At 70.1% G+C, this 26109-nt stretch carries 26 protein-coding genes; 6 read left to right on the forward strand and 20 right to left on the reverse strand.

Features of this window, described 5'->3' with window-relative positions:
• Positions 1 to 27: 27 nt before the first annotated feature.
• From CFK41_RS09055 to CFK41_RS09065, 3 genes are read right to left on the reverse strand one after another with little or no spacing between them, the layout of a single operon-like run.
• Positions 28 to 822, reverse strand: a complete 795-nt coding sequence (locus CFK41_RS09055; protein WP_096799358.1) for an ABC transporter permease — start codon at positions 820 to 822, stop codon at positions 28 to 30.
• Entirely contained in the window at positions 819 to 1535 is a 717-nt protein-coding gene (locus tag CFK41_RS09060) for an ABC transporter ATP-binding protein (protein ID WP_096799359.1), read from the reverse strand. Before CFK41_RS09060 ends, CFK41_RS09055 begins: the two co-directional genes overlap by 4 nt.
• The gene (locus tag CFK41_RS09065; protein WP_096799360.1) at positions 1532 to 1891 is read right to left on the reverse strand and encodes a hypothetical protein; all 360 of its coding nucleotides are present in this window, start codon (positions 1889 to 1891) and stop codon (positions 1532 to 1534) included. Before CFK41_RS09065 ends, CFK41_RS09060 begins: the two co-directional genes overlap by 4 nt.
• 72 nt (positions 1892 to 1963) lie before the next feature.
• Between CFK41_RS09065 and CFK41_RS09070 the strand changes: the two genes are divergently transcribed.
• The 3 genes from CFK41_RS09070 to CFK41_RS09080 all read left to right on the forward strand — a co-directional run bounded on the left by CFK41_RS09070 (position 1964) and on the right by CFK41_RS09080 (position 3862).
• The gene (locus CFK41_RS09070) at positions 1964 to 2491 is read left to right on the forward strand and encodes a helix-turn-helix domain-containing protein (RefSeq protein WP_096799361.1); all 528 of its coding nucleotides are present in this window, start codon (positions 1964 to 1966) and stop codon (positions 2489 to 2491) included.
• 38 nt (positions 2492 to 2529) lie between these two features.
• Positions 2530 to 3195: an SGNH/GDSL hydrolase family protein gene (locus CFK41_RS09075; RefSeq protein WP_096799362.1), complete on the forward strand. Its 666-nt coding sequence runs from the start codon at positions 2530 to 2532 to the stop codon at positions 3193 to 3195.
• A 190-nt stretch (positions 3196 to 3385) separates the two neighbouring features.
• Positions 3386 to 3862 (forward strand): ATP-binding protein, encoded by a 477-nt coding sequence (locus CFK41_RS09080; RefSeq protein ID WP_227873018.1) that lies wholly within the window; start codon positions 3386 to 3388, stop codon positions 3860 to 3862.
• A 249-nt stretch (positions 3863 to 4111) separates the two neighbouring features.
• On the opposite strand, the gene CFK41_RS09085 is transcribed toward CFK41_RS09080, so the two are convergent.
• From CFK41_RS09085 to CFK41_RS09100, 4 genes are all read right to left on the reverse strand, one after another.
• Positions 4112 to 5488, reverse strand: a complete 1377-nt coding sequence (locus CFK41_RS09085) for an NAD-dependent succinate-semialdehyde dehydrogenase (RefSeq protein ID WP_096799363.1) — start codon at positions 5486 to 5488, stop codon at positions 4112 to 4114.
• A 28-nt stretch (positions 5489 to 5516) separates the two neighbouring features.
• On the reverse strand, positions 5517 to 6725 hold the full coding sequence (gene doeA / locus CFK41_RS09090) for an ectoine hydrolase (RefSeq protein WP_096799364.1): 1209 nt from the start codon (positions 6723 to 6725) through the stop codon (positions 5517 to 5519).
• Positions 6725 to 7984, reverse strand: a complete 1260-nt coding sequence (locus CFK41_RS09095; RefSeq protein ID WP_096799365.1) for an aspartate aminotransferase family protein — start codon at positions 7982 to 7984, stop codon at positions 6725 to 6727. The genes doeA and CFK41_RS09095 overlap by 1 nt, the downstream gene beginning before the upstream one ends.
• A gap of 220 nt (positions 7985 to 8204) precedes the next feature.
• Positions 8205 to 8807 carry a MarR family winged helix-turn-helix transcriptional regulator gene (locus CFK41_RS09100; RefSeq protein WP_096799366.1) on the reverse strand — a complete coding sequence of 201 codons (603 nt, stop codon included), beginning with the start codon at positions 8805 to 8807 and terminating at the stop codon, positions 8205 to 8207.
• Between the two features lie 100 nt (positions 8808 to 8907).
• On the opposite strand from CFK41_RS09100, the gene CFK41_RS09105 reads away from it, so the two are divergent.
• Together CFK41_RS09105 and CFK41_RS09110 are read left to right on the forward strand one after the other, a co-directional pair.
• Positions 8908 to 11121 carry an MMPL family transporter gene (locus CFK41_RS09105; protein WP_096799367.1) on the forward strand — a complete coding sequence of 738 codons (2214 nt, stop codon included), beginning with the start codon at positions 8908 to 8910 and terminating at the stop codon, positions 11119 to 11121.
• A gap of 56 nt (positions 11122 to 11177) precedes the next feature.
• The gene (locus CFK41_RS09110) at positions 11178 to 12074 is read left to right on the forward strand and encodes a formyltetrahydrofolate deformylase (protein ID WP_096799368.1); all 897 of its coding nucleotides are present in this window, start codon (positions 11178 to 11180) and stop codon (positions 12072 to 12074) included.
• A 9-nt stretch (positions 12075 to 12083) separates the two neighbouring features.
• On the opposite strand, the gene CFK41_RS09115 is transcribed toward CFK41_RS09110, so the two are convergent.
• Both CFK41_RS09115 and CFK41_RS17920 read right to left on the reverse strand, forming a co-directional pair.
• Positions 12084 to 12704, reverse strand: a complete 621-nt coding sequence (locus CFK41_RS09115) for a response regulator (protein ID WP_096799369.1) — start codon at positions 12702 to 12704, stop codon at positions 12084 to 12086.
• The gene (locus CFK41_RS17920) at positions 12701 to 13954 is read right to left on the reverse strand and encodes a sensor histidine kinase (RefSeq protein ID WP_169928806.1); all 1254 of its coding nucleotides are present in this window, start codon (positions 13952 to 13954) and stop codon (positions 12701 to 12703) included. The genes CFK41_RS09115 and CFK41_RS17920 overlap by 4 nt, the downstream gene beginning before the upstream one ends.
• Positions 13955 to 14074: 120 nt before the next feature.
• Here CFK41_RS17920 and CFK41_RS17925 point away from each other — a divergent pair, with 120 nt between their 5' ends.
• On the forward strand, positions 14075 to 15337 hold the full coding sequence (locus CFK41_RS17925) for an acyltransferase family protein (RefSeq protein ID WP_169928807.1): 1263 nt from the start codon (positions 14075 to 14077) through the stop codon (positions 15335 to 15337).
• Here the strand turns inward: CFK41_RS17925 and CFK41_RS09125 are convergent.
• The 11 genes from CFK41_RS09125 to CFK41_RS09175 all read right to left on the reverse strand — a co-directional run bounded on the left by CFK41_RS09125 (position 15327) and on the right by CFK41_RS09175 (position 26090).
• On the reverse strand, positions 15327 to 16220 hold the full coding sequence (locus tag CFK41_RS09125; protein WP_096799371.1) for a carbohydrate ABC transporter permease: 894 nt from the start codon (positions 16218 to 16220) through the stop codon (positions 15327 to 15329). The genes CFK41_RS17925 and CFK41_RS09125 overlap by 11 nt on opposite strands.
• Positions 16217 to 17155 carry a carbohydrate ABC transporter permease gene (locus CFK41_RS09130; protein ID WP_096799372.1) on the reverse strand — a complete coding sequence of 313 codons (939 nt, stop codon included), beginning with the start codon at positions 17153 to 17155 and terminating at the stop codon, positions 16217 to 16219. The genes CFK41_RS09125 and CFK41_RS09130 overlap by 4 nt, the downstream gene beginning before the upstream one ends.
• The gene (locus tag CFK41_RS09135; RefSeq protein ID WP_227873019.1) at positions 17152 to 18543 is read right to left on the reverse strand and encodes a substrate-binding domain-containing protein; all 1392 of its coding nucleotides are present in this window, start codon (positions 18541 to 18543) and stop codon (positions 17152 to 17154) included. The genes CFK41_RS09130 and CFK41_RS09135 overlap by 4 nt, the downstream gene beginning before the upstream one ends.
• Positions 18544 to 18677: 134 nt before the next feature.
• Positions 18678 to 19295, reverse strand: coding sequence for a hypothetical protein (locus CFK41_RS09140; RefSeq protein ID WP_096799374.1), 618 nt, complete (start codon positions 19293 to 19295; stop codon positions 18678 to 18680).
• Positions 19292 to 19798: an NUDIX hydrolase gene (locus tag CFK41_RS09145; RefSeq protein ID WP_096799375.1), complete on the reverse strand. Its 507-nt coding sequence runs from the start codon at positions 19796 to 19798 to the stop codon at positions 19292 to 19294. The genes CFK41_RS09140 and CFK41_RS09145 overlap by 4 nt, the downstream gene beginning before the upstream one ends.
• Complete coding sequence (locus tag CFK41_RS09150; RefSeq protein ID WP_096799376.1) at positions 19795 to 20085, reverse strand: hypothetical protein; 291 nt, start codon at positions 20083 to 20085, stop codon at positions 19795 to 19797. Before CFK41_RS09150 ends, CFK41_RS09145 begins: the two co-directional genes overlap by 4 nt.
• A 27-nt stretch (positions 20086 to 20112) precedes the next feature.
• On the reverse strand, positions 20113 to 20895 hold the full coding sequence (locus CFK41_RS09155) for a TM2 domain-containing protein (protein WP_096799377.1): 783 nt from the start codon (positions 20893 to 20895) through the stop codon (positions 20113 to 20115).
• A gap of 65 nt (positions 20896 to 20960) precedes the next feature.
• Positions 20961 to 23189 (reverse strand): bifunctional cytidylate kinase/GTPase Der, encoded by a 2229-nt coding sequence (der, locus tag CFK41_RS09160; RefSeq protein WP_096799378.1) that lies wholly within the window; start codon positions 23187 to 23189, stop codon positions 20961 to 20963.
• Between the two features lie 20 nt (positions 23190 to 23209).
• Entirely contained in the window at positions 23210 to 24319 is a 1110-nt protein-coding gene (locus CFK41_RS09165; RefSeq protein ID WP_096799379.1) for a prephenate dehydrogenase, read from the reverse strand.
• Entirely contained in the window at positions 24316 to 25218 is a 903-nt protein-coding gene (locus CFK41_RS09170; protein WP_096799380.1) for a pseudouridine synthase, read from the reverse strand. The genes CFK41_RS09165 and CFK41_RS09170 overlap by 4 nt, the downstream gene beginning before the upstream one ends.
• Positions 25218 to 26090: a ParA family protein gene (locus CFK41_RS09175; protein ID WP_096799381.1), complete on the reverse strand. Its 873-nt coding sequence runs from the start codon at positions 26088 to 26090 to the stop codon at positions 25218 to 25220. Before CFK41_RS09175 ends, CFK41_RS09170 begins: the two co-directional genes overlap by 1 nt.
• Positions 26091 to 26109 lie beyond the last annotated feature (19 nt).

The raw sequence follows: 26109 nt of genomic DNA on the forward strand, positions 1-26109 counted from the left end.
TCCCGTTCGGCGAGACCCTGGGTCCGGTCACCTCAGGTCTCGCCGAAGGGGAACGAAGACGGCGAGAATCGCCGCGATGACCGCGTATGCCACGAGAATCGCAGCGCCGAGCACAGGTGAGACCATCGTCGCAGGCGTCAGCGCTGTCTGGCTCGCGATCGCGCCGGTGAGGAAGTCGAAACTCGTCAGCGATGCCGTCGCGCCGCCCGGTAGGAACGGGTAGATCGCGTTGACGCCGGGAACCAGCATCAGGATGTACTCGACGAACAGGAAGTAGCCGAGCACGACGCCGATCGCGACGAAGGGTGAACGCGCCAACGCGCCGATCCCTACTCCAAGCAGCATGTAGGCCGCAGCGGCCAGGCTGAGCTGTATGAGTGCCGGTACCAGATCCACCACATCGACGCCCAGCGGTACACCGCGCATCCATGTTGCGACGATCAGGGCGAGCAAGGCCGACAGAGATGCGACCATTCCGTAGACGATGCCCAGCACCGTGTACACGGCGAGCTTGGCTGTGAGTACTCGACCTCGTCTAGGAACGACGAGGAACGTCGTGCCGATCGTGCGGTGTCGATACTCGCTTGTGATCGCGATGGTCCCGATCAGCGCGGGGACGAACAGAAGCACGGTTCCGATGCCGAGCACGAATCCCACGCCTTCGGGGGTGTCGATGTCCGGCATGGGAGGCTGGGCGTTCTGCGGCCCGGTGAGCGCAAGGAGAAGCGTCAATCCGCCACCACACGCGAGCGCAACCACTGCCGACCACAGTGCTACTCCGGTGGCGCGCAGTCGCACGACCTCTCCGTAGACGGCATTCATGAGAGAGGTCCTTTCTGCGTGAGGCGCAGGAATGCTTCCTCGAGAGGAGCATCTTGCGCCACGAGTCGTTCGAGTGCGCCCGTCCAGACGGTGCGGCCCTGGTCGATGAGGAAGACGTCGTCGATCGTGTGCTCGATCTCATGAAGCACATGGCTGGAGAGCAGTACGGCGCCGCCAGCATCGGCGAACTCGCGCAGGAATGTGCGGAGCCAGGCGATTCCGCTTGGGTCCAGACCGTTCGACGGCTCATCGAGCACGAGGATGTCCGGGTCGCCGAGCATCGCGGTGGCCAGCGCGAGGCGCTGCCGCATCCCGGTGGAGAAGGTGCCGATCCGACGATCGGCGTACGACTGCGCTCCCACGAGGGATAACACGGTGTCGACCCGCGACCGGTCCATTCCTCCGAGTGCCGCGCACGTGTGAAGGTGAGCGCGTGCCGTCACGCGCGGATGCGCCGACGCAATGTCCAGGACCGCGCCCACGGCCATTGCGGGCGCAGGCAGGTGGGCATAGGGCAGCCCGGCGATGTACGCCTCACCACTGTCTGAGCGGACCAGGCCGAGTAGCGCGCGCATCAGCGTCGATTTCCCCGCCCCATTGGGCCCGAGGAAACCGACGACGCGCCCGTACTCGACCTTCAAGCTCACGTCTTCGAGCGCAACGACTGTCCCGAACCGTTTTGAGAGCGCCTGTACCTCGATCGCAGCGTTCAAGAGTGCACATCCGATCGAAGGTCTGCCGCGATCGACTCCGCAGCATCGGTGCTCAGGAGGATCTCGTCGAACCCGACGGCGGCCCGGTCGACGGTGATCCGCAGCAGCGGGTGTCCGCGCTTCATCGAGACCAGGCGCCGCACTCCCGAAGGGTGCCTGAACGTGCCCAGTTTGCGGTAGCCAGAGATGACAAGACCGGACTTCATCCCGAGGATTTCGGAAGTCCATCCCTGCTCGCTCGCGACGCCACGGATCGCCGACCTTGGAATCAACAGCTTCGGCAGGCCCGTCATCGTCGCCTCCCAACCGGGAAACTGCACGTGCACTCCGGTTCGGTCGTATGTGATGTTCGTCATCGTGCTCTCCTCGATAGCTAGGATGGAATCGTATTGAGAACATTATCATCGTGATAACAGTGAGGAGTCAAGGTGCCGGACAAGACTGCTCTGGCAGAAGTCGTGCTGCACCCGGTGCGATTACGGATCATCCAGCAGCTGGGCGGTCGCAACCGCACGACGGCCCAGTTGCGCGAGGCGCTCCCGGATATCCCGCAGGCCACGCTCTACCGACACGTGGCTGCCCTCCTCGATGCCAAGGTTGTCGCCGTGGTCGATGAGCGCAGATCTCGTGGCGCGATCGAGCGAACCTTGGCGCTGGGCGACCGGATGGCAGCCATTGACCACGCTGAGCTTTCTGCGATGAGCAGCGCGCAGCTGAGCACTGCCTTCCTGGCTTTCCTGGGAGACGTCACGGGTGACTTCGACCGCTTCCTCAGCGCGGATTCTCCCGAAGCCCGTGAGTTGGTCGGATTCGCCCGAACGCCCTTGTACGTGAGCAGGGAGGATCTCGCCACGATTCAGGCAAGCCTCGCTGAGCTACTGACTCCTTACCTGGCGGAACGGGAGGACGGTCAGCAACGCGTCAACCTCGCCACGATCCTCCTTCCGGACCCGTGAACGCATAAAGAGAACGACGGCAACGCAAAGGAGCCAAGATGCCAACGACGAAGCACATCCTTGTGTACTCGGACTCGCTGACCTGGGGCATAGTCCCGACGACTCGGCAGCGACTTCCCTTCGAAGAGCGCTGGCCCGGAGTCCTGCACGCCGCGCTCAACGCGGGAAGGGACGGTCGCATCCGGCTGACGGAGGACTGTCTCAACGGGCGTCGCACCGCCTTCGACGACCCATACAAACCTGGGCGGAACGCCCTCAGCGGCATCCAACAGGTCATAGAAGCGCAATCCCCGCTCGACCTCGTGATTCTCCTACTCGGCACGAACGACTTCCAATCCATGCACCAGCACAAACCCTGGCACTCCTCGATGGGCATCGCCGCGCTCATCAACGCGATCAGGACAGCGCCGATCGAGCCCGGGATGCCTACCCCGCCGATTCTCGTCATCGCGCCCCCGCAGCTTGACAACCCTCGAGGAGCGATCGGCCCGAAGTTCGCGGGCGGGGATATCGCCGCACAGGGTCTCGCGCAGGCGATTCGACAGATCAGCGAAGACACCGGCTGCGTCTTTTTCGACTCGAACACGATCACCACCAGCAGCAAGCACGACGGCGTGCATCTCGACGCCGACCAGCACCACGCCCTGGGTGTCGCACTCGCACCGGTCGTCGCGCACCTGATGGCAGACCGCGATGCTGGCTGAAGCTCCACTGTCCAGCAACGAGGGTCTTCCGGCCCCTTATGGGACGGTCAGAGCGTGGTTCCATTCGTGGTCACAGGCGGGGTCCGTTGCTGATGCCCTTCCTCGTGGGGGTCTTGGCGAGGAACTGGTTGGCCTGCCTCGCGGCTTCTACGAGATCCACTTCTGGACCGATGAGTACGTACGAACCCCTGTGACCTTCGTCTGCGACGAGGCACACCTCTACCTCCCCGCGTCGGTCGCAGACCCGGCGGAACAGAGGGCGCTCGAATCCTTCGAACGAATCGCGAAAGAAGGACGCAAGCACGGAATCTCCCTCCTCGTCGTGAGCCAACGCCCATCTGACGTCAGCCGGACAGTTCTGTCGCAGTGCAACAACTTTGTTGTGCTTCGTCTTACTAACGATCAAGATCAAGCTGTAGTGAAACGCCTGATGCCAGACAGCATGGACGGAATCGCCGCTGCGTTGCCGCTTCTCGATGTTGGTGAAGCCTTGCTTCTGGGAGACGCGATCATTCTCCCGACCAGAATCCGCCTTGACCCACCCAAGGTGAAGCCGGCCAGTGCAACTCGCAACTTCTGGACGGAGTGGAACGAGACGAGCGTCGAGGACTCAGATCTTGTTGCCGCCGTCGAGGCGATGAGGGCACAAACGCGAACCAAGGCATAGCGCGTGCGATGAAGTGGACCAATTAGGTGACCAACAGCCTGCAAACCCTGCAAAACGTGACGCGCTTAGAGCAGGCTCCTGAAACACAAAACCCCTGGTCAGGTGGGTTATGAGGCTTGTTCCTGCCACCTGGGGGTCAGGGGGTCGCAGGTTCAAATCCTGTCAGCCCGACCGAGAGAGAACACCCTCCCACCTGCTGGTGGGAGGGTGTTCTGCTGTCCGGGCCCAGCTCGTCACGACCCGGCGGCGTCAGTCCTTGACGGGTCCGACCCACACCTGCTGGGCGTTGGTGAACTCGCGGATGCCGTGCGGGCCGAGCTCACGGCCGTAGCCGGACCGCTTGATGCCGCCCGAGGGAAGGCGCGGATCCGACTTCACGATCCCGTTCACCGAGACCTGCCCCGCCTCGATCCGTCGGGCCATCGCGACCCCCCGCTCGGTCTCGGTCCAGATCGCGGCGCCGAGCCCGTAGGGGGTGTCGTTCGCCAGGGCGAGGGCGTGCTCGGCGTCATCGGCGGCGATCACCACCGCGATCGGGCCGAAGGTCTCCTCGGTGCAGGCGCTCATGCCGGGCTCCACATCAGTCAGCAGAGTCACCGGGTAGAAGAACCCGTCGCCGTCGGGCATCTCCCCGCCCATCACGAGCGTGGCTCCTGCGTCGACGCTGGCGGTGACCTGGCGATGGAGGTTCTCCCGCAGCTCGGCCCGGGCGATCGGACCCACCTTCGTGGACTCCTCCCGAGGATCGCCCACCTCGAGGTCCCGCAGCTGCGCGGCGAGCAGCTCGACGAACTCGTCGTGCACCGAGCGCTCCACGATCACCCGCTTCGCGGCGATGCAGGACTGGCCGGCGTTGATGATCCGCGAGAGGGCGGAGACCTGCGCCGCCTTCTCGAGGTCCGCGTCGGCGAGCACGATGCAGGGGTCCGAGCCGCCGAGCTCCAGCACCGCCGGCTTGATCTCGCTCGCGGCGATCGAGGCGACCTTCGCCCCGGCCCGGTCCGAGCCGGTGAACGAGACGGCGGTGATGCGGGGATCGCGGATCGCCTGCTCGACGTCCTCCGTCGCCGCCAGCAGGGACTGGAAGACTCCCTCGGGCGCCCCTGCGTCGCGGAACACCTGCTCGAGCGCGGCCGCACAGCCCGGCACGTGCGGGTCGTGCTTCATCACGCAGGTGTTCCCGGCCATCAGCGCCGGGGCGCAGAAGCGGAAGGCCACCCAGAACGGGGCGTTCCAGGGCAGGATCCCGAGGACGGGGCCGAGTGGCAGATGCTGGACATAGGAGCTGGTCGCGTCGGAGTCGAGGTGCTCGTCGGCGAGGTAGCGCGCCCCGTGCTCGGCGTAGTGCTCGGCGGCCCAGGCCGATTTGACGACCTCCCCGCGAGCCTCCCCGATCGGCTTGCCCATCTCCTCGGTCATCACCGGGGCGAGCTCCTCGGCGTGCTCGCGCAGGTGGGCGGCGACCCGGCGCAGCACCTCTGCGCGCTCCTCGAACGATGTCTCCTTCCAGGTGGTGTAGGCCGTGTTCGCGCGGTCGATGATCTCGGTGATCTGCGCCGGTGTCGCAGCGGGCACCTCGCGCGCGACGGCACCGGTGGTGGGGTCGATGGCGGTCAGCGTGGTCATGGGCTGCTCCTCTCAGTAGCTCGATGGCTCAGTAGCGCGGCGCGAGGGCGGCACCGGCCGACAGGGACCGGGCGGAGCTCTCGTGGACCGTGAAGTCCTCGGGAAGGGTGAAGAACGACTCGCAGCCGTCCTCGGTGATGCGGACCGTGTCCGAGATGCCGACGGTCTTGTCCCCGTCCACGCCCCACATCCACGGCAGCAGGTGGAAGGTCATGCCCTCCTCGAGCTGTCGCTCGTCCCCCTCCAGCAGGGAGACGATGTAGCCCTCGTCCCAGGAGGGCGGGAAGGCGATGCCGATCGAGTAGCCGGCGCGGGTGACCAGCTGGGCACCCACCTCGTTGCTCTCGATCCGCTCCCGGGTGAGCCGGGCGACCTCCGAGACGCTCACCCCCGGCTTCATGAGCGCGCGGAGGTCCGCGAGGGTCTGCTTCATGAGCTCCTGCGCGGCATGCATGGAGTTCGAGAGCGCACCGTTGACCACCGTGCGCATCATGGCGGTGTGGTAGCGCCGGTAGCACCCGCCCACCTCGAGGAAGACATGCTCCCCCGGCCTGATCATGCGGCCCTCCCAGGTGGAGTGGCCGATCATCGAGCGTGGCCCGGAGGCGACGTAGGGCACCACCGCCGGGAACTCGCCGCCCGCGCGGAACATCGAGGACGTGATGGCGGCGGCCACCTCGTTCTCCGTGGCTCCGGACATCGCCGCGTGCAGCCCGGCCGCCATCCCGGACTCGCCGGCGTAGGCGGCCAGCTGCATCACCGCGATCTCGGCCGGGGACTTGCGGACCCGGCCCTCCTCGACGATCCCGAAGCAATCCACCAGCCCCTCTCCGAAGGCGTCGTGGAAGCGGTCCTGCTGGTAGGCGGGGAAGTAGTAGCTGTTGCGCTCGTATCCCACCGTGGCGTCGCCCAGCCGCAGATCGCGCAGGGTGCTGACCAGCTCGAGAATCGCGTCGCCGCCGTCCGGATAGGGCCGGGAGTGCTCCAGCCAGGTCCGCGCGACCACGTTGGACTCCTCGAGCGCACGGGTGATCATCACCGAGTCCGCCTCCAGCGGCACCACCAGCGCCTGGAAGAAGGAGTATCCGGTGGTCTGGTAGTCCGTCAGGTACATGAGGTTCTCGGGATCGGTGATGATCACCGCGTCCAGCTCCCGCTCCGCCATCCGCTCCCGCAGCTCCGAGAGACGTCGCTCGTACTCCTCGGGGGCGAAGGTCATGTCCGACCGGCGACGCATCAAAGGGCCTTCGCCGCGGCGTCGATCGCCTGGGCCAGCAGGTCCAGGCCCTCGGTGAGGTCCTCTGCAGGGATGGTCAGGGGCGGGATCAGCTTGATCACACGGCCTCCGCTGCCGCAGGGGCCGATCAGCAGACCGCGCTCGAAGCACTCCTGCTGGACCTGCTTGGCGAAGGCTCCGTCCCCGGTGTCCAGGGCCTGCATCATGCCCTTGCCGCGCACCTCCCAGTCCCGGTCCGGATGGGCCGCCGCGATGGCCTCGAGCGCTTCGCGCATCTGCTCCCCGTGGGAGAGCACGCTCGCGAGGAAGGCCTCGTCGGTGAAGTGGTCCAGCGCCACGGTGCCTGCGACGAAGGACAGCCCCTGCCCGCGGAAGGTCCCGGTGTGCGCGCCCGGCGACCAGTGAGCGTCGACCTCGGGCTTGTTGAGGTTCATCGCGATCGGGGTGCCGAAGCCGCCGAGCCCCTTGGCCAGGGTGATGATGTCCGGATCCAGGTCCATGCCGTCGAAGGAGAAGTAGCCTCCGGTGCGGCCCACGCCGGCCTGGATGTCGTCGATGATGAACAGGGCGCCGACCTCGCGGGCGAGGTCCTGGATCTCGTGGAGCCACTCGCGGCTCGCGACGTTGACGCCGCCCTCGGCCTGCACCGGCTCCACCAGGAAGGCCGCCGGAGGGGTCACGCCGCTGGAGGGGTCACGCAGCGCGGCGGCGAAGTCCGCGATGCCGGTGCGCCCGCCCGGTGCGGTCTCGAAGGGGAGGCGTACCACATCGGTCAGCGGCACCCCCGCCCACTGCCGGAAGGCGTGGTTCGCCGTCGCGGCGAGGGAGCCGAGGGTCATCCCGTGGAAGCCGTGGCTGAAGGCGACGATCTCCCGACGCCCGGTCGCGAGGCGGGCGAGCTTCAGGGCGGCCTCCACCGCATTGGACCCGGTCGGCCCCATGAACTGCATCTTGTGGTCCATGCCGCGGGGCGCCAGGACCACCTCGTGGAAGCGGGCGATGAAGTCCCGCTTGGTGGTGGTGTAGGTGTCCAGGCTGTGGGCGACCCCGTCGGCCTGGAGGAAGTCGATCATCGCCTCCTTCATGCGGGGGTTGTTGTGCCCGAAGTTGAGCACTCCCGCCCCGGCGAAGAAGTCGATGTAGCTGGTGCCCTCCTCGTCGACCTGGCGGGCGTTCGAGGCGGACGCGAACACGGTCGGGTAGGCGCGGCAGTACCCGCGGATCTCGGACTCGTGCTGTTCGAAGGTGGTGGTGTCCATGGAAACCTCCCGTCGAGGTGCGGAGCGACGCTGCTCATCACGACCGGCAGCCCGCGACGCCGCTCCGTCCGGTTGGGTCCTGCCGGTGAGCAGACCCTCACCCGGGGGTGATCACCCCGTCAAGCCACCACGACAGCTCTCGGCACAGGCGTGCGCCCTCGCAGGTCCTGGCCCCGACCACGCGGTCGGCCGGGAGTCTTCGCGAGGGCGGTCGGGAGGATCAGCCGCGCGATCCGGCGGGCGGCGGTCCCCAGTCCAGACCGTCGAGGGAGAGCTGCGCGGTCATGTCCTCGAGGAAGCCGATCACGACCTCCCGCTCCTCGGTGTCCAGGTGACGGGCGGCGCGGACCCGGCCTGCCTGTTGCCTTCCGACGGTGCGCACCGCGGCCTCCCGGGTGGCCGGATCGATCGCGACGACGAGCGCACGTCGGTCCGTGGGATGCGGGGTCCGACGGATGTGACCTGCTCTCTCGAGGCGGTCCAGGAGGGTGGTCGTGGAGGCGCTCGAGATGCCGAGCCCGTGGGCGATCGCTCCGGCGGTGGCGAGGGTCCCGGTGTTCTCGCAGACGATCAGGAGATGCAGGGCGCGCATGTCCGTCTCCCCCAGGCGCATGAAACGCCGGGAGGCCTCGGAGAGCGACCGCTCGGCGGCACGCAGCGCCGAGATCGCGGCCATGAGGCGGTCTATCTGCACGACGTCCTCCTCGTCGAGGCCCTCACGATCCACGAGCTCGCCGCGCGCATCGCTCGAGGCGAGGCTGAACAGACGGGATGGGGACGTTCCCGAGGAGGGATCATCGCCGTGCGGACGGTTCGAGCTCATGTCCGCATCGTAATCGAGCACTCTTCGACACATAGGTATCTAGGCTAACGAGATATATGCGAGACTGAACGCGCTCTGCCGCTCCCTTCGAAGGAACACCATGGTCTCTCGGACTCCCGCACCCGTAGACGGCGGTCGCCCCCGGGGCGGCGACGCCCCGCGTGCATCCCGCACCCCGCGCGTCCTGCGCATCGTGATCCCCGCGCTGCTGATCCTCGGATGGCTCGTGGCAGCCGGGATCGGCGGTCCCTACTTCGGGCGCGTGGACGAGGTCTCCTCCAACGACCGCACCGCGTATCTGCCGGACTCCGCCGACGCCACCGAGGTCGCCCATCGCGCCGAGGACTTCACCGGCTCCGAGGCGATCCCCGCGATCCTCGTGATCACCGCGCCCGAGACGCTCGACGAGCAGGAGCTGGCCGCCATCTCGGATGCCGCCGGAGCGCTCGATGGCCTCGACGCGGTCACCGGAGAGGTCTCCCCGCCCCTGACCTCCGAGGACGGGAAGGCCGTCCAGATCTTCGTGCCGCTGGATCCCGACGCGGACCTCGGCGCCGCGACCGAGCAGATCGATGTCGAGCTCGCCGCCGACCTCCCGGCGGGTCTCACCGCACATGTCACCGGCCCGGCCGGGTTCTCCGCCGATCTCGGCGCGGCCTTCGCAGGCATCGACGGCCTGCTCCTCGGTGTGGCGCTCGCCGCCGTGCTGGTGATCCTGCTGATCGTCTACCGTTCCCTGCTGCTGCCTCTGATCGTCCTCGCCACGAGCATGTTCGCGCTGTGCACGGCGCTGCTGACCATCTGGCACCTGGCCGCGGCGGATGTCCTGCTGCTGTCGGGCCAGACCCAGGGGATCCTGTTCATCCTGGTCATCGGCGCCGCAACCGACTATTCGCTGCTGTACGTGGCCCGCTACCGCGACGAGCTGCGGCACACCCGGGACCGCTGGCCCGCCACCGTGAAGGCGCTGCGCGGCACCCTCGAGCCGGTGCTCGCCTCGGGCGGCACCGTCATCGCCGGGCTGCTGTGCCTGCTGCTGTCGGACCTGAAGTCCAACAGCACGCTGGGTCCGGTCGCCGCGATCGGCATCCTCTTCGCGATGGCCGCGGCGCTGACCTTCCTCCCCGCCGTCCTGCTGCTCACCGGGCGCTCGGCCTTCTGGCCCCGTCGGCCGCGATTCGCTCCCGACGCCGAGGACGCCGGATCCGCGCCCTCGGCGCACGGGATCTGGGGACGCATCGCGCTGGCGGTGCGACGCCGCCCCCGACCGATCTGGATCCTCACCGCCGTGGTGCTCGCGCTCGGCTGCCTCGGTGCGCTCCGGCTCGACGCCAGCGGTGTGCCGCAGTCCGACCTCGTGCTCACCGAGTCCTCGGCCCGGGACGGTCAGGTCGCGCTCGGCGAGCACTTCCCCGGCGGCTCCGGCTCCCCGGCACAGGTGATCGTGGCCGAGGGCTCACTCCAGGACACCGCCGACCTCCTGCTGGCGCAGGACGGCATCGATGCGGTGACGGTCAGCGCCGAGGACTCCCCCAGCGGGGCCGCGCCGGTGACCGCCGACGGCCTGCAGGCCCAGGGTCCTCCGGGGACCCCCGTCCCCCAGCCGACGGTGGTGGACGGAGACGTGCTGCTGCAGGCCACGCTCTCTGACGCCCCGGACTCCGCCGCCGCCGAGCGGACCGTGCGCGAGGTCCGCGCCCGGATCGCCTCTGAGGGGCTAGACGCCCAGGTGGGCGGGGTCACCGCGACCTCTGTCGACACCAACGACGCCTCCGCCCATGACCGGGCGCTGATCATCCCGGTGGTGCTCGCGGTGATCCTGCTGATCCTCATGCTGCTGCTACGCTCGGTGCTCGCCCCGGTGCTGCTGATCCTCACCACGGTCCTCTCCTTCGGGACCGCGATGGGCGTCTCCGCCCTGGTGTTCGAGCACATCCTGCGCTTCCCTGGCGCCGACCCGGCCGTGCCGCTGTTCGGGTTCGTCTTCCTCGTCGCGCTCGGCATCGACTACAACATCTTCCTCATGACCCGGGTGCGCGAGGAGTCGCTCGCCCACGGCACCCGGGAGGGAGTGGTGCGGGGACTCTCCGTCACCGGCGGCGTGATCACCTCGGCCGGGCTCGTGCTCGCCGCGACCTTCGCGGCGCTCGGGGTGATCCCGATCCTGTTCCTGGCGCAGATCGCGTTCATCGTCGCCTTCGGGGTGCTCCTGGACACCTTCGTGGTGCGCACCCTGCTGGTGCCCGCACTCGCCCTGGACCTCGGGCGGGTGATCTGGTGGCCATCGGCCCTGTGGCGCCGCGACCACCGGTGACGCACATCGCCGCGGACGATCCCCTGGCCCGCGGCGAGTGTTCCTAGACTGGCCGCATGAGCAGTGCGACCCCTCTCCCCCAGGCCACCTCCGACTCCGCGGCGGCACAGACCGAGTACGTCCTCACGGTGGTCTGCGCCGACGCGCCCGGCATCGTCCACGCGGTCACCGGTGCGATCGTCGAGATCGGGGGCAACATCACCGAGTCCCGTCAGTTCGAGAGCGGCACCACCCGCCGCTTCTACCTGCGGCTGCAGGTGCTCACGGCGGCCTCTCGGGAGGAGTTCGAGCAGGTGCTGGCCCCTGTGGTGGAGCGCTTCTCGCTCGAGCATCGCCTCGACGTCGTGGGCCGCCCGGTGCGCACCCTGATCCTCGGCTCGACGGCCAAGCACTGCGTGAACGATCTGCTGTTCCAGATGGACTCCGGGCATCTCCCCATCGAGGTCCCCCTGATCCTGGCGAACCACCCCACCCTCGAGCGTCTGGCCACCTTCTACGAGGTGCCCTTCGAGCACCTCCCCACCTCCGAGGAGGGCGGCAAGGCCGCCTTCGAGGACCGGGTGCGCGCGGCGATCGAGGAGCACGACATCGAGCTGGTCGTCCTCGCCCGCTACATGCAGATCCTCTCCCCCGAGCTGTGCGCCGAGCTCGCGGGCCGCTGCATCAACATCCACCACTCGTTCCTGCCCGGCTTCAAGGGCGCGAACCCCTACCGCCAGGCGCATGCCCGCGGTGTGAAGCAGATCGGCGCCACCGCCCACTTCGTCACGAGCGATCTCGACGAGGGGCCGATCATCGAGCAGGAGGTGCTGCGCGTGGACCACACCCGCACGCCCAAGGAGCTCATGGCCATCGGGCAGGACGGCGAGGCGCGCACCCTGCGCCAGGCGGTCACTTGGTTCGCGCAGTCGCGCGTGCTGCTGGACGGGACCCGCACGGTCATCTTCCGCTGAGCGGAGGGCTCAGACGAGCCCCAGCTCCCAGGCGGTGCGCACCGCCGAGGCCCGATCCCCCACGCCCAGCTTCTCGTAGACGTGCATCAGGTGCGTCTTCACCGTCGCCTCGCCGATCCCGAGCCGGGAGGCGACCGCCCGGTTGGTGCATCCCTCGGCGACGAGGCGCAGCACCTGCGCCTCCCGGGTGCTGAGCGCCGGCCGCCCGCCTCCCGACCCGGCCAGCGCCGCCAGAGCGGCCGGGGCGAGCACCGCACGCCCGGCGGCGAGGTCATACACCGCGCGGATCACGTCCTCCCGTCGGGCGTCCTTCAGCAGGAACCCATCGGCGCCCGCTTCGAGAGCACCGCGGATGTCCCTGTCGGTGTCATAGGTGGTCAGCACCAGGATCCGAGGCGCGCTGCGGCCACCGGCCCGGAGCGCACGGATCGCCTCGACCCCGCTGGTGCCCGGCATCCGCAGGTCCATCAGCACCACCTCGGGCTCGGACCGGGCGATGACCTCCAGCGCCTCGGCGCCGTCGCCCGCGGTCCCGACCACCTCGAGGCCGTCGGCCCCCGCGAGCATCGCGACCAGGCCGTCGCGCACCACCGGGTGGTCGTCGACGACCACGGTCCGCACCGGGCTCATCGCAGCACGCTCGCTGCGACCGTGGTCCCCCGGCCGGGGGCGGACGTCACCTCGAGGTGGCCGCCCACCTCTCCCAGGCGCTCCCGCATGATCTCCAGCCCGTGCCCCGCGGCCACGTCCGTCCGGTCGAATCCGCGGCCGTCGTCGGTGATGCGGAGCCGCTGCTGCTCGTCGTCGCCCTCGAGAGCGACGATCACCGAGCGCGCCTCGGCATGGCGAGCGGTGTTCGCGAGCGCCTCCTGAGCGATCCGCAGCAGCACGTCCCCGTGACGACCGTCCGGCGGCGCGTCGTCGGCGTCGAGGGTGGCCACCACGCGGTGCGTGCGCGTCCACCGCGCAACGAGCCCGGAGAGCGCCTCGGTGAGGTCGTGGTCATGGAGCTGGTGCGGGCCGAGCGCCTCGACCGCCCGACGCGCCTCGAGCAGGCAGTCCCGCGCGGCCTCCTCGGCGACGGCGACCCGATGCCGCACCGCCGGATCGAGATCCGTCCCGATCGCCTCGAGCTGACGGATCACCCCCACCAGCCCCTGGGCCACGGTGTCGTGGATCTCCCGGGAGAGCCGCGTGCGCTCCTCCTCGATCCCGGTGCGGCGGGCGCCGGCGAGCAGCTGCTCGTGCAGTCGGTCGTTCTCCCGCTGGACGCGGAGGGTCTCTGCGAGCGCCTCCTCCCGAGCGACCAGCACCCGCTCGCGCTCCTCCGCCAGGCGCATCATCCCGAGGGCGATGAGCAGGTTCACCGCGGCGAGTCCGAGGAAGAACCAGGGCTCGGTCCGCAGCGACTGGACGCCTCCCACCTGGCCGACGGCGCACAGCAGCGCCGTGGACACCACGACTGCGCGGCCGCGGGCGCCGCGCAGGAAGCGCGCGGAGTCGATATAACCGCAGAAGGCATAGATGCAGGTCATGGGGTTCAGGACCAGGGCCACGGCGGTCAGGCCGATGTGCACGACGTACAGAACCCTGAGCGCCGTCGAGTCCGGCCCGGTGCGGGACAGGGTGCGTTCGAGGAGGGCGCGCAGCACCAGCAGCGCCGCAGTGGGGACGAGGGCCCAGAGGATCAGCCCTCCGGTCATCCAGGTGATCGACGCGATCCGTCCCACGGCCCAGGAGACCACCAGCAGCAGCGGCGGCAGCCACCGCTCGAAGGTCTCGCCGAGAGCTCCCGGAGATGTGCTGTGCGAGCCGCCGGTCGCCTCACGGCCCCGAGGCGGGGCGGTCTGCGCGAGCGCAGGAATGGAGAAGGGCGCCATGGTCCCAGTCTTCCGCGGGCGGAGCCGCAGCACCAGGGCATCGCCCTCCCCCGATCGGTGGAGGGGGTGCTCACCGATCAGGGGAAGCGCCCGCCGCAGGCGATCCCTAGCGTCGACCTCATGAGATCCTCCACCCTGCCCGACCGCTCCTCCGACGTCCCTCCCTCCGCGGTCCCTCCTGCCGCGCGGGGCACCTCGCCGCGTGTGCACCACCTCGATGCGCTGCGCGGCGGCGCCCTGCTGCTGGGGGTCCTGCTGCACGCGCTGATGCCCTACATGCCCGGCAGCCTGTGGCTGGTCAGCGACACCTCCGACTCCTGGGGCGCCGTCGCCGCGGTGGGCGTGATCCATCTGTTCCGCATGATGCTGTTCATGATGCTCGCGGGGTATCTCGGGCATCTGGTGATCCACCGCCGCGGCGCGAAGGCATACCTGCGCGACCGTCTGCTGCGGGTCGGTCTGCCGATCGTGACGCTCGGGCCCGTGCTGTTCGCGATGATGATCGCGGCGATCGTGGCGAACACGATGGTCGGCGCGATGCCGATGCCGGAGCAGGGACCGGAGCAGGCAGCGGCCGGGTCCTTCGGCCCGCTGGCCGTGCCGACGATGCACCTGTGGTTCCTGCTGCTGCTCCTGGAGATCGTGGTGGTCGTCGTGGTGGCGCGCGCGATCCTGCGGCGCGTCCTCGGCGCGGATCGCAGCGCGCGCCTGGCAGGACGGATCGGCGATGTGCTGGCGAGCCCCTGGGGGCTGCCGCTGATCGCCGCTCCCTATGCCCTCGGCCTGCTGGCCCAGCCCGGGAACGTCACCGGGCTGACCGAGCCGTACACGCTCCAGCCCGTGGCGGGGGCGAGCATCGGATACGGCGCAGCGTTCCTGACCGGATGGTTCCTGCGGGCGCGGGACGGCGGCATGGCACGCGTCGAGGCGCGCTGGGCGATCCATCTGGGCCTCGCCGTCGTGCTCAGCCCGCTCGCCCTGACCTCGCCGATGTTCGCGCCGCCGCTGCTCGGCGCCGCGTTCACCGCGCTCGCCGGGTGGGCCTGGGTGCTGGGTCTGACCGGGCTGTGCGCGCGGCTCGTGCGGCGCGAGATCGGCTGGATCCGCTATCTCGCAGACGCCTCCTACTGGGTCTACCTGATGCACTTCCCGCTGCTGCTCGTCGTGGCAGTGCCGCTGTCCCTGGTGGAGCTCCCGATCGTGGTGGAGCTCGCGCTCGGCCTCGCGGTGACGCTGGGGCTGCTCCTGCTGAGCTATGACCTGTGCGTGCGCTCCACCTGGATCGGCGCGTGGCTGAACGGGCACCGCAGGCCCCGGGCCCTGCGGCCCGGGAACCTGCGGCGTCGTCGCACCGTGACGCCCGGGGCCGGTCTCAGCCCTTGACGCCGCCCGCGGCGGCGAAGCCCTGGCCGAGGGTGCGGCCCAGGAACAGGTACAGCACCACCACCGGCAGCGAGTAGAAGATGCTGAAGGCCGCGAGCTGGCCGTAGGCGACCTGTCCGTACTGGGAGGAGAAGGTGTACAGGGTCACCGCGGCCGGCAGGTTCTCCGGGCTGAGCAGCAGCATGAAGGGGACGAAGAAGTTTCCCCACATGCTCACGAAGGTGAAGATCGTGGCGACCGCGAGGCCGGAGCGCATCAGCGGCAGCACCACCGAGAACAGGGCCCGCAGCACGCCGGCGCCCTCGGTCCACGCGGACTCCTCGATCTCCACCGGCACCCCGTCCATGAACCCCTTGGTGAGGAAGATGGCGTAGGGCAGGGAGCTGGCGCCGAGGAACAGGATCGCCCCGAACATCGAGTCGATCAGGTTCACCTGCACGAAGAGCGAGTACACCGGGATCATGATCGCGGTGATCGGCAGGCCGGTGGAGAAGATGATCGTCAGCAGCAGCGGTCGCTTGGCCTTGAAGCGGTAGCGGGACATCGGATAGGCGCACAGCACCGCGGCGACCATCGTCACGACGGTCGCGCCCCCGCACAGGATCAGCGAGTTGGCCAGGGGCCGGAAGGTGGTCTCCATGGTCCAGATCGCCTGGAAGTTGCCCAGGCTCCAGCTCGAGGGCCAGGCCACCGAGAGCGACGCGCCGGTGTCGAAGGACGCCAGCACCACCCACAGCAGGGGAACCAGGAATGCCAGGCCGATCACGAGCATCACGGTGCTGCTGGCGAACGACGCCCGACGGGCCCTGCCGCCCCGGGAGCCGGCGACCGCGGGGCTCGAGGCGGGGGACGTGGTGGAGGGGGTGTTCGTGGTCGTGCTCATCGCTTGTCCTCCTCGGGCAGCAGGCGCAGGTACGCCAGCGAGGCTGCGGCACCGATCAGGAGCAGCAGGAGCGCCACGGCGGTGCCGTAGCCGAGCTGACCGTAGGAGAAGGCCTGCTCGTACATGTACAGGGGAAGGGTCTGGCTCTGCCGGGCGGGTCCGCCGCCGGTCATGATGAAGATCAGGCCGAAGACCGACAGGGTCTGCAGCGTGGTGAGCATTAGGTTGGTCGCGATCGCGGGCCGCAGCAGCGGCAGCGTGATCGAGCGGAAGCGGCGCACCGGCCCCGCGCCGTCCAGCGCGGCCGATTCGTAGACGTCGCCCGGCACGGAGCTGAGCGCCGCGGAGTACACCAGCATCGAGAAGGCGGTGCCGCGCCAGATGTTCGCGAAGGAGACCGCGATGATCGGGGCCGAGAACAGCAGGTCCTGCGTGGGCAGTCCGAGCCCGGCGAGGATGGTGTTCAGGCTGCCCTCGTCGGCGAAGAAGGTGTACAGCAGGTAGCCGGCCACCACCTCCGGCAGGATCCATGCCGCGATCACCAGCGAGGTCACCGCGAAGCTGAGCACGCGATGGGCGCGCTCCATGAGCAGGGCCAGCAGCATGCCCATCACGTTCTGCCCGATCACCGCGGAGATGATCGTGAAGACCAGGGTGAGGACCACCGAGTTCCAGAAGTCGCCGTCGGTGAAGGCGTCGGTGAAGTTGCTCAGGCCCACGAAGCTGGTGTCGGACGCCCCGGAGCCGCGGATCGCACTGTCGGTGAATCCGAGGTACAGCGAATAGATGATCGGCCCCAGCATGAAGGCGAGCAGGAGCAGGCCCGCCGGGAGCATCGGGAGCGCTCGGGCCGGCGTCAGCCGGTCCCCGAGCCGGGTCCGGCGGGTGCCGGAGGGCGCCCGTCGCGGCGCCTCGGTGCGGACGTCGGTGCTCATGCGGTCGCCTCCTGCACGTTCTCGGGGCCGACGATGTCGGTGACGTCGGCGTCATAGGCCGCGGCCGCATCCTTCGGCGAGGTGCCGGTCATGACCGCCTCCATCGCCTCCTGCAGCGCGGAGGACACCTCCGGGTAGGCGGGCAGCGCCGGCCGGTAGTAGGAGGTCTCCAGCAGATCGGTGAAGTACTCGACCGCCGGCGAGTAGGAGAGGTACTCCTCCTTCTCGGCCACGTCGGCGCGGACGGTGATGTGGTTGTCGGAGATCGCGTACTTCACGAGCGTCTGGGTGGAGACGAGCTTCTCGAGGAAGCGGAAGGCCACCTCGCGGTCGCTGACGTGCTTCGGGATCGACAGGCCCCAGCCACCGGCCAGGGTGATGGTGCCGTCGCCCCCGCCGTCCTGGGTGGGCATGTCCGCGAGGCCCACCACGTCCGGCCACTCCGGCCAGTGCCGGGCCGCGGTCTCGGTCCAGTTCTGCGAGATCCAGGATCCGTCGATGAGGATCCCGAGCTTCGCGTCCGGCAGCAGCGAGGTGTAGATGGTCTCGGAGATGTTGGGGTCCAGATGCTGGCCCAGCGACGCGGTGAGATCCTCGTCGAACAGGGTCTTGAGGAAGGTCAGGGCATCGATGAACCCCTGGCTCCCCAGCACCCATTTCTCGGCGTCGCGGTCGTAGAGCCCGGTGCCGTCGCCGGTGCCGTAGAGCAGCATCTCGAAGCCCTGCATCGAGGCCTTCTCACCCTGCGGGGTGCCGGCGAACATGAAGAAGGGGATCGCCTCGCTGTCCGAGTCGCGGATCGCCCGCGCGGCGTCGAGGATGTCCTCCCAGCTGCCGGGCTGCCAGTCCTTCGGCAGCCCCGCCTCGGCGAAGACCTCGCGCTGGAACCAGAGCGCACGGGTGTCAGTGGTGATCGGGATCCCGTACACCTCGCCGTCCTCGCCGGTGACCGCCTCCTTGGAGGCCTCGGCGATGTCGTCCCAGTGCTCGAAGCCCTCCACCAGATCGGTGATCGGCTGCAGGTATCCCGCACCCACGTCCGAGAGCAGGATGAACGAGTCCTCGTAGACGAGGTCGGGGCTGGTGCGCGGCGAGCTCATGATGAGCTCGTTCTTGGTGAAGTAGTCGTTCTCGGAGGCGACGATCGGGACCAGCTCGACCGTGAGCTCGGGATTCTCCTGCGAGAACTCCTTCGCCGCGGCGGAGATCCATTCCTGCTTGATCGTCCCCGAGCCGAACTGCTGGAACGCGATCCGGATGGTGCTGGGATCGCGCGACCCGCCGGCGGCGCAGCCGGCGAGAGCGCTGAGCGGGAGCACGGCGGCCGCCCCGGCGGTGAACCGCAGGAAGCTGCGCCGCTCGAGCTGACCGGACATACGTGGGGGCACGTCGACCTCCTCGTCGAGAAACAGGGGCCACCGACCCTAGTACGCGGAATGCGATGTCCGTGGCATGCGCCACTCCTCGGCACGGCGTCCCGGGCCGCGACGGCGCGTGAGCGTCCGCTGCGACGTTCCCGTCGTCAGGCGCGCTGGCGGGCGCGGCCCACTCCCTGCAGCCGTTCGGCATCGGCGTAGCGCAGGCCCGACGGGACCTGTGCCAGCTCGAACCAGGACGCGGCGCGCGGCATCATCCGCACGTCCTGCCAGGGGATCTCGAACGTCGGATCACGCCACAGGGTCAGCGCGATCTCGTCGCGACGACCGGCCGCCACCAGCGCCAGTCGCCGCAGCCGGGACAGCGGATGCGGGCCCGCCCGGCCGCTGTCCGGGATCGCGACCACTCCTCCGAGGTCGAGCGGCCACACCGTCTCGCCCCAGCACAGCACCGCGTCCTCGGGAGTGCCCACGATGACCGCGGGCGGGCGCAGATCGGCCGCGGTCACCGGCGTGGGGGCGACGGGGGTCCCCCGCTCGAGCACCTCCCGCTCGACCCAGGCGCCGGGCAGCAGCATCCGGTTCCCGAGCGAGACATCCACCAGCAGGGCATCCGCGAAGGGCGCGAGGGCCGGGCTCAGGCGGCCTCCGCGCGCCATGTCCCGGCGCGGAGCGGCGATCACCCGCACCACGGCCTGGTCGCCCGGACGATCGGTCAGGGCGATCCGGACCCGGGTGCCGGGGAGCGGTTCCTGCCCGCTCATCGTCGGAACCTGGTCTCGGCGTCGTCCTCGAGCGCCATCGCGAGCTGGCGCATGAAGCGCTCGTTCATCGGCGGCGGTTCGTCGACGGGGAACCAGCGGGCCTCGGAGTTCTCCCCGTCGGCCGGGAACGGGACGGCGTCCTCGTCGGCCTCGCAGAGGAAGCAGAGGTCCAGGTACTGTGCCCGGTCGCCGTTGGGATAGGTGATCGGGGGCAGCGTGCGCACGTCGAGCAGTCGCAGCGCCCGACAGGCGATCCCGGCCTCCTCGGCGACCTCGCGCACACCCGCGACCGCCGGCTCCTCCCCCGGGTCGATGATCCCCGTGACGGGGGTCCAGGCACCGTCGTCGGTACGGCGGACGGCGAGCATGCGGGTACGGGATCGATCGAGCACGAGCGCGGTGACGCCCGGCATCCACAGCAGCTCGTGTCCGATGTGCTCGCGCAGGGCGAGGACGAACTCCGGGGTGGCGATGGTGCTTCCTCCTGGTCCTGCGGCGGTCATCCGCCCATCAGGGGGATGAACATGGCGAGCCCGACGAAGAGTCCGGTGAAGACCAGATAGGCGACGATCGACAGGACGATGATGCCCAGCATCACCCAGAACAGGATCCAGCCCACCTTGTTCATCTTCTGAGCGGTGTAGGGATCGGTGTCCATCTGCACGAGGGCGATGATGCCGAAGATCGCCGGGATCGTGCCGCCGCAGACGAATCCGAGCACGATGAGGATGATCGCGCTGTTCTGGAGCGCGCTGCGATCCGGGAGCGGGCGCTGGGGCGGATAGGTCATCGCGGAGCCGTCCTGGTCGTCGTGGGGTCAGTCGGTCAGCGGGCGCCCGTGGGCGTCGCGCTCGAAGGACGGCGACTTCGCGAGCACCATGATGCCCTCGACGAGGCCCCACAAGGAGCCGAAGCCGCAGGTGACGACGGTGACGACGATCTGGATGATGCCGATCGTGGTGTACCCCATGAGGAAGCGGTGCACACCGAAGCCGCCGAGGAAGATGCCGAGCAGACCCACCAGGAGACGGCTCTGCGCCTGGCCGTAGGGATCGGAGGCCGACGCGCCCGGTCCCGCCGCCGACCAGCTCTGCTGGCCCTGGCCCGCGCCGGGCTGGCCGTAGGGGTCCGAGGCCGAGGCGCCGGAGGCATGGCCGTAGGGGTCCGACGCCGACGCGCCGGAGGGCTGGCCGTAGGGGTTCTGACCGGCGCCGGGCTGGCCGTAGGGGTCCGAGGCCGAGGCACCGGAGGCCTGGCCATAGGGATCCGCCGCGGAGCCCCCGGACGGCTGGCCGTAGGGATCCTGACCGGCGGGCGGCTGCGCCCACGGATCCAGACCGGGCTGCGCGGACGCATCCTGCGCGAACGGGTCCTGGCCCGTGCCCTGCTGGCCGTAGGGGTCCGACGCCGACGCGCCGGAGGCCTGACCGTAGGGATCCGCCGCGGAGCCCGCGGAGGGCTGGGCGTAGGGGTCCTGACCGGCGGGCGGCTGCGCCCACGGATCCTGCGCGGGCTGCGCGGAGGCGTCGTGGCCGCCGTTCTGGGCGTTGAAGTCGTTCCCCTGAGGAGTCCAGGAGCCGTTGTCACCGGTGTTGCTCATGGTGCCCACGATACGTGGTCACGGCGCCGGGGCGCACCTCCGGCTCCCGGCGCCGGACCGCGGCCTCAGCGGCGTCGCTTCTCGCGGATCCGCACGCCGATGACGATCGGGGAGCCGGGGAACGAGAAGTCCTCGCGCAGACGGCGCTCGATGAAGCGGCGGTAGCCGTGCTCCAGGAAGCCGCTGGCGAAGATGACGAAGCGCGGCGGCCGGGTGCGTGCCTGGGTCGCGAACAGGATGCGGGACTGCTTGCCGCCGCGCAGCGGGTGCGGATGCGCCGCGACCAGCTGCCCGAGGAAGGCGTTGAGCCGTCCGGTCGGGATGCGGCGGTCCCAGGACTCCAGCGCGGTCTCGATCGCGGGGACGAGCTTCTCCGCGTGGCGACCGGTCTGGGCGGAGATGTTCACGCGCGGCGCCCACGCCACATGGGCCAGGTCCCGCTCGATCTCGCGCTCGAGCGCCTTGTGGCGCTCCTCGTCCAGCAGGTCCCACTTGTTGAAGGCCAGGACCAGGGCGCGGCCGGACTCGAGGACCATGTCGATGATCTTCAGATCCTGGGTGGAGACCGGCTCGGACGCCTCGAGCAGCACCACGGCCACCTCGGCGCGGTCCAGGGCGGCCCGGGTGCGCAGCGAGGCGTAGTAGTCGGCCCCCTGGGACTGCAGGACCCGCCGCCGGATGCCGGCGGTGTCCACGAAGGTCCACTCCTTGCCGCCGAGGGTGATCTTCTCGTCGACCGGATCCCGGGTGGTGCCGGCGATCTCGTCGACCACCACGCGCTGCTCCTTGGCGAGGCGGTTCAGCAGCGAGGACTTGCCGACGTTCGGGCGGCCCACGAGCGCGACACGCCGGGGACCGTGGTCCGCGGGTGCGCCGCGGCCCTCCTCGGGCATGGCCGCCACGACGGCGTCGAGCAGATCGCCGGAGCCGCGCCCGTGCAGCGCGGAGACCGCGTACGGCTCCCCCAGCCCGAGGTTCCACAGCGCCGCGGCCTCGAGCTCGCCGCGCTGGTCGTCGACCTTGTTGGCGACCAGCACGATCGGCACCTTCGCCTTGCGCAGCACCTTGAGCAGCTGCTCGTCGGTGCTCGTGATGCCCACGTTGGCGTCGACGATGAACATCACCACGTCCGCGAGGGACACGGCGACCTCTGCCTGCTCGGCGACGCGGTAGGCGATGCCCTGGACCCTGTCCTCCCAGCCGCCGGTGTCCACCAGCCAGAAGTCCGTCCCGGTCCACTCCGCCTCGTAGAACACGCGGTCACGGGTCACCCCGGGACGGTCCTCGACGACCGCCTCGCGGCGGCCGAGGATGCGGTTGACGAGTGTGGACTTGCCGACGTTGGGGCGGCCGACGACGGCCACGACGGGAAGGTTCCGCTGGACCGAGGGCCGCGGGCCCTCGTCCTCTCCCCCGGTGAGCAGGGCCAGGTCCTCGTCGTCGAGCTCGTACTCGGACAGGCCGGCGCGCAGGGCGGACTCGATCTCGGCGTCGGTGGGTCCGCCGGTGCGGACCTCGTCGCCCGTGGCGGCCGCGCGGGGTGCGGGAAACGGCTCGGCGGCGCCGTGGAGCGCCTCCTCCTGCTCGGACTCCGCCGCGGCGACCAGCATCAGGATCTTCTCGACGACGTCCTCGATGCCGAGGCCGGTGGTGTCCACGGTCTCGACGCCGTCGGCGGCGGTGTGGAAGTCGGAGACGGTGGCGTCATCGCGGTCGCGGCGCAGCACCTGGTCGGCCATCCGCGCGCGGGTGTCCTCGGAGTCCTCGAGATCGAGCTCGGCGGCGCGGCGGCGCATGCGCTCCTCGTCGGAGGCGGTCAGCAGCACCCGCACGTGAGCATCGGGGGCGACCACGGTGGTGATGTCGCGGCCCTCGGCGACGCAGAAGCCGCGCTCGGCGGCCGCGGAGAAGAACAGCTCGCGCTGGCGGCGCTGCAGGATCGCGCGCACCAGGGTGTTGGTGGCGACGGTGCTGACCTGCTGGGAGATGCGCTCGGTGCGGATCTCGGAGGTGATGTCGGTGCCGGCGACCTCGACGGTCGCACCGGCTGGGTCCGTGCCCTGCACGAGGTCGATCTCCTCGGCGGCGCGGGCCACGGCCTCGCGGTCGCCCAGGTCGATGCCCTGGTCCAGGCACCACCAGGTGACGGAGCGGTACATCGCCCCGGTGTCGAGGATGCCGCCGTCGAGGGCGTCGGCCACCAGTCGGGAGACGGTGGACTTGCCGGAGCCGGCCGGTCCGTCGATCGCGATGGTGATGCCCTCGGAGGGGTCGTGCGGCGCGCTGGTGTGCATCCCGCAAGGATACGGGGCGCTCAGGCGTCCGCGACCCTCCACCCACGATCGGTGAGCTCTCGCGTGAGCAGGTCCTCACGGGCGGCGTCGATCGCGATGTGCGCGAGGCCCACCTCACGGCCCAGCTCGTGCTCCAGACGGAGGTCCTCGAGGTTCACGCCGATCTGGCCGACCTCGGTGAGGAGCCGGGCGAGCTCGCCGGGCCGGTCCGGGACCAGCACCACGACGGTGGCGAAGGCGTCGGTGGCGCCGCCGTGCTTGCCGGGGATGCGCCGCACCCCGCGGTTGCCGGCGGCGACGAGATCCGCGAGGGCCCGACGGGAGCCCGTGCCGGGATCCGGGTCGCCGCGCAGGGTCTCCAGGGCCGTCATCACCTCGTCGAGATGCCGGCGGACCCCGCCGAGCACCTCGCCGACGGCCCCGGCGTTCGCGCCGAGGATCTCGACCCACAGCCGCGGGTCGGAGTCGGCGATGCGGGTGGTGTCGCGCAGCCCCTGACCGGCCAGTCCCAGCGCAGCCTCGCCGGGCGCGAGCAGCGTGGCGGCCAGCAGGCTCGACATGACCTGCGGGACGTGGGACACGTGGGCAACGGCGGTGTCGTGCGCGGCGGCGTCCATCGTGGTCGGCACCGAGCCGATCTCGGTCGCCAGGGCGCGCAGCAGGGTCACCGCTCGCGGCTCGGTGCGCTCGTGCGGGACGATCACGAACGGTCGCCCGAGGAACAGGTCGGCCCGTGCCGCGATCACGCCCGAGACCTCGCGTCCGGCCATGGGGTGAGCGCCGATGTAGCGCGGGAGGTCCTCGGCGCGGCCGCGGGAGCGCAGTCCCTCCAGCACGGTGGTCTTCACACTGGCGACGTCGGCGACGATCGCCTGCGGCCAGGTGCGCAGCGCACGGTCCACGAGCGCCGAGGCGACGTCCGGCGGCGCGGCGACCAGGACCAGCACCGGATCGGGGGCGTCCGCGGCAGGCAGCTCCCCCACCCCGAGCTCGACCGCCAGCGCCGCGGTGCCCGGCGAGGCGTCCTCGACCTGCACCTCGACCCCGGCGCGGCGCAGGGCCAGTCCGAGCGAGCCGCCGATCAGCCCCGTGCCGACGATCCGGACCGGTGAGGGCACCAGGGCCGTCACAGCCCCACCTCGGCCATCAGGGTGCCGAGCTCGCGCCCGGTGAGCTCGCGGGTGGCGCCGGTGGGGAGGTCCCCGAGCAGCACCGGCCCGATGCGGGTGCGCATCAGGGCGGTCAGCTCGAAGCCCTGGGAGGCGAACATGCGTCGGACGATCCGGTTGCGGCCCTCGTGGAGCGTCACCTCGACCACGGCCTCCCGGCCGTCCTGGGCCAGCACCCGGGCACGATCGGCGCGGGCGAGGCCGTCCTCGAGCTCCACGCCCTCGCGCAGAGCCTTGACCAGGCCGCGCGGCGCGCCGCCGGGTGCGTCGAAGCGGCACACGTAGGTCTTGTCGACCTCGAAGCTGGGGTGGGTGAGCCGGTGGGCGAGCTCACCGTCGTTGGTCAGCAGCAGCAGGCCCTCGGTCTCGTAGTCCAGCCGTCCCACGTGGTAGAGCCGCTGGGAGTGCTCCGCGGTGAACTCGCTGAGGTCGCGACGTCCCTCGGGATCGCTCATCGCGGAGACGACGCCGCGGGGCTTGTTCAGCACCAGGGTCAGCTTGGTCTCGTCCAGCTGGAGACGGCGCCCGTCGACGTGGATCACCTGCGAGGCCGGATCGACCCGGACTCCCTGCTCGTGCACGATCTCGCCGTCGACCCGCACGCGGCCGCCGGAGATCAGCGCCTCGCAGGCCCGCCGGGAGCCGAAGCCGGCACGGGCCAGCACCTTCTGCAGGCGCTCCCCGTCCTCACGATGCGGCTCGGCGGCCTCGCCCGAGGTGGAGGCAGGGGCCAGCGGCGTGCCCTCCCCGTCGCGGAGCCGGACCTTCTTCGGCGGGGTGAAGGCGCTGCGTCGGCGGGGCGGACGGCCGCCGGAGCGACCGCCGCCGTCACGAGGGGCGCCGGAGCGGGGCGCGGCCATCAGGCCGCGGCGCCGCGGGAGATGAGCTCCCGGGCGAGCTGGCGATAGGCCGCGGCGCCCTTGTTCGAGGTCGCGAAGGAGATGATCGGCTCCGCGGCCACGGAGGCGTCGGGGAACTTCACCGTGCGGTTGATGGTCGTGTGGAAGACCTGGTCCGGGAACGCCTCCACCACTCGCTGGCACACCTCGCGGGCGTGCAGAGTGCGCGGGTCGAACATCGTGATGAGGATGCCGTCGAGCTCGAGACGCGGGTTGATCCGGTCCTGCACCTTCTCGATGGTCTCCACCAGCAGCGCCACGCCGCGCAGCGCGAAGTACTCGGCCTCCAGCGGGATGATCACGCCGTGGCTGGCGGCCAGGGCGTTGACGGTCAGCAGGCCCAGGGACGGCTGGCAGTCGATGATGATGACGTCGTAGTCGTCCGCGACCGGGCGCAGCACCCGGGCCAGCGCCATCTCGCGCGCGACCTCGTTGACCAGGGTCACCTCGGCGGCGGAGAGGTCGATGTTGGCCGGGAGCACGTCGAGGTTCTCGGTCTCGGTCTCCTGGATCACGGACTTCACGTCATGGCCGCGCTCCATGAGCAGGTTGTAGACGGTGATGTCCAGCTCGTAGGGGTTCACGCCGGTGCCGGCGCTGAGGGCACCCTGCGGATCGAGGTCCACCAGGAGCACCTTGCGGCCGAGCTCGGCCAGGGCCGCGCCGAGGTTGATGACGCTGGTCGTCTTCCCGACCCCGCCCTTCTGGTTGACCATCGAGATGATCCGGGCCGGGCCATGGCCCTCGAGCGGGGCCGGCTCCGGGAGCTCCGGCATCGGCCGACCGGTCGGGCCGAGGTCGATGTCGAGCTGCTGGGAGGAGGTCGGGCTCACGTCGGTGTCCTGTCGTCGG

The sequence above is a fragment of the Brachybacterium ginsengisoli genome (assembly GCF_002407065.1).
Classification (GTDB): Bacteria; Actinomycetota; Actinomycetes; order Actinomycetales; family Dermabacteraceae; genus Brachybacterium; species Brachybacterium ginsengisoli.

Coding starts and splice junctions, on each gene's coding strand:
- CFK41_RS09105 (WP_096799367.1), top strand. CDS start 8,908: ATGGTCTCTCGGACTCCCGCACCCGTAGACGGCGGTCGCCCCCGGGGC.
- CFK41_RS09110 (WP_096799368.1), top strand. CDS start 11,178: ATGAGCAGTGCGACCCCTCTCCCCCAGGCCACCTCCGACTCCGCGGCG.
- CFK41_RS09075 (WP_096799362.1), top strand. CDS start 2,530: ATGCCAACGACGAAGCACATCCTTGTGTACTCGGACTCGCTGACCTGG.
- CFK41_RS09100 (WP_096799366.1), bottom strand. CDS start 8,807: ATGAGCTCGAACCGTCCGCACGGCGATGATCCCTCCTCGGGAACGTCC.
- CFK41_RS09170 (WP_096799380.1), bottom strand. CDS start 25,218: ATGGCCGCGCCCCGCTCCGGCGCCCCTCGTGACGGCGGCGGTCGCTCC.
- CFK41_RS09155 (WP_096799377.1), bottom strand. CDS start 20,895: ATGAGCAACACCGGTGACAACGGCTCCTGGACTCCTCAGGGGAACGAC.
- CFK41_RS09095 (WP_096799365.1), bottom strand. CDS start 7,984: ATGGACACCACCACCTTCGAACAGCACGAGTCCGAGATCCGCGGGTAC.
- CFK41_RS09150 (WP_096799376.1), bottom strand. CDS start 20,085: ATGACCTATCCGCCCCAGCGCCCGCTCCCGGATCGCAGCGCGCTCCAG.
- CFK41_RS09115 (WP_096799369.1), bottom strand. CDS start 12,704: ATGAGCCCGGTGCGGACCGTGGTCGTCGACGACCACCCGGTGGTGCGC.
- der (WP_096799378.1), bottom strand. CDS start 23,189: ATGCACACCAGCGCGCCGCACGACCCCTCCGAGGGCATCACCATCGCG.
- doeA (WP_096799364.1), bottom strand. CDS start 6,725: ATGCGTCGCCGGTCGGACATGACCTTCGCCCCCGAGGAGTACGAGCGA.
- CFK41_RS09085 (WP_096799363.1), bottom strand. CDS start 5,488: ATGACCACGCTGACCGCCATCGACCCCACCACCGGTGCCGTCGCGCGC.
- CFK41_RS09125 (WP_096799371.1), bottom strand. CDS start 16,220: ATGAGCACGACCACGAACACCCCCTCCACCACGTCCCCCGCCTCGAGC.
- CFK41_RS17920 (WP_169928806.1), bottom strand. CDS start 13,954: ATGGCGCCCTTCTCCATTCCTGCGCTCGCGCAGACCGCCCCGCCTCGG.
- CFK41_RS09145 (WP_096799375.1), bottom strand. CDS start 19,798: ATGACCGCCGCAGGACCAGGAGGAAGCACCATCGCCACCCCGGAGTTC.
- CFK41_RS09055 (WP_096799358.1), bottom strand. CDS start 822: ATGAATGCCGTCTACGGAGAGGTCGTGCGACTGCGCGCCACCGGAGTA.
- CFK41_RS17925 (WP_169928807.1), top strand. CDS start 14,075: ATGAGATCCTCCACCCTGCCCGACCGCTCCTCCGACGTCCCTCCCTCC.
- CFK41_RS09130 (WP_096799372.1), bottom strand. CDS start 17,155: ATGAGCACCGACGTCCGCACCGAGGCGCCGCGACGGGCGCCCTCCGGC.
- CFK41_RS09140 (WP_096799374.1), bottom strand. CDS start 19,295: ATGAGCGGGCAGGAACCGCTCCCCGGCACCCGGGTCCGGATCGCCCTG.
- CFK41_RS09065 (WP_096799360.1), bottom strand. CDS start 1,891: ATGACGAACATCACATACGACCGAACCGGAGTGCACGTGCAGTTTCCC.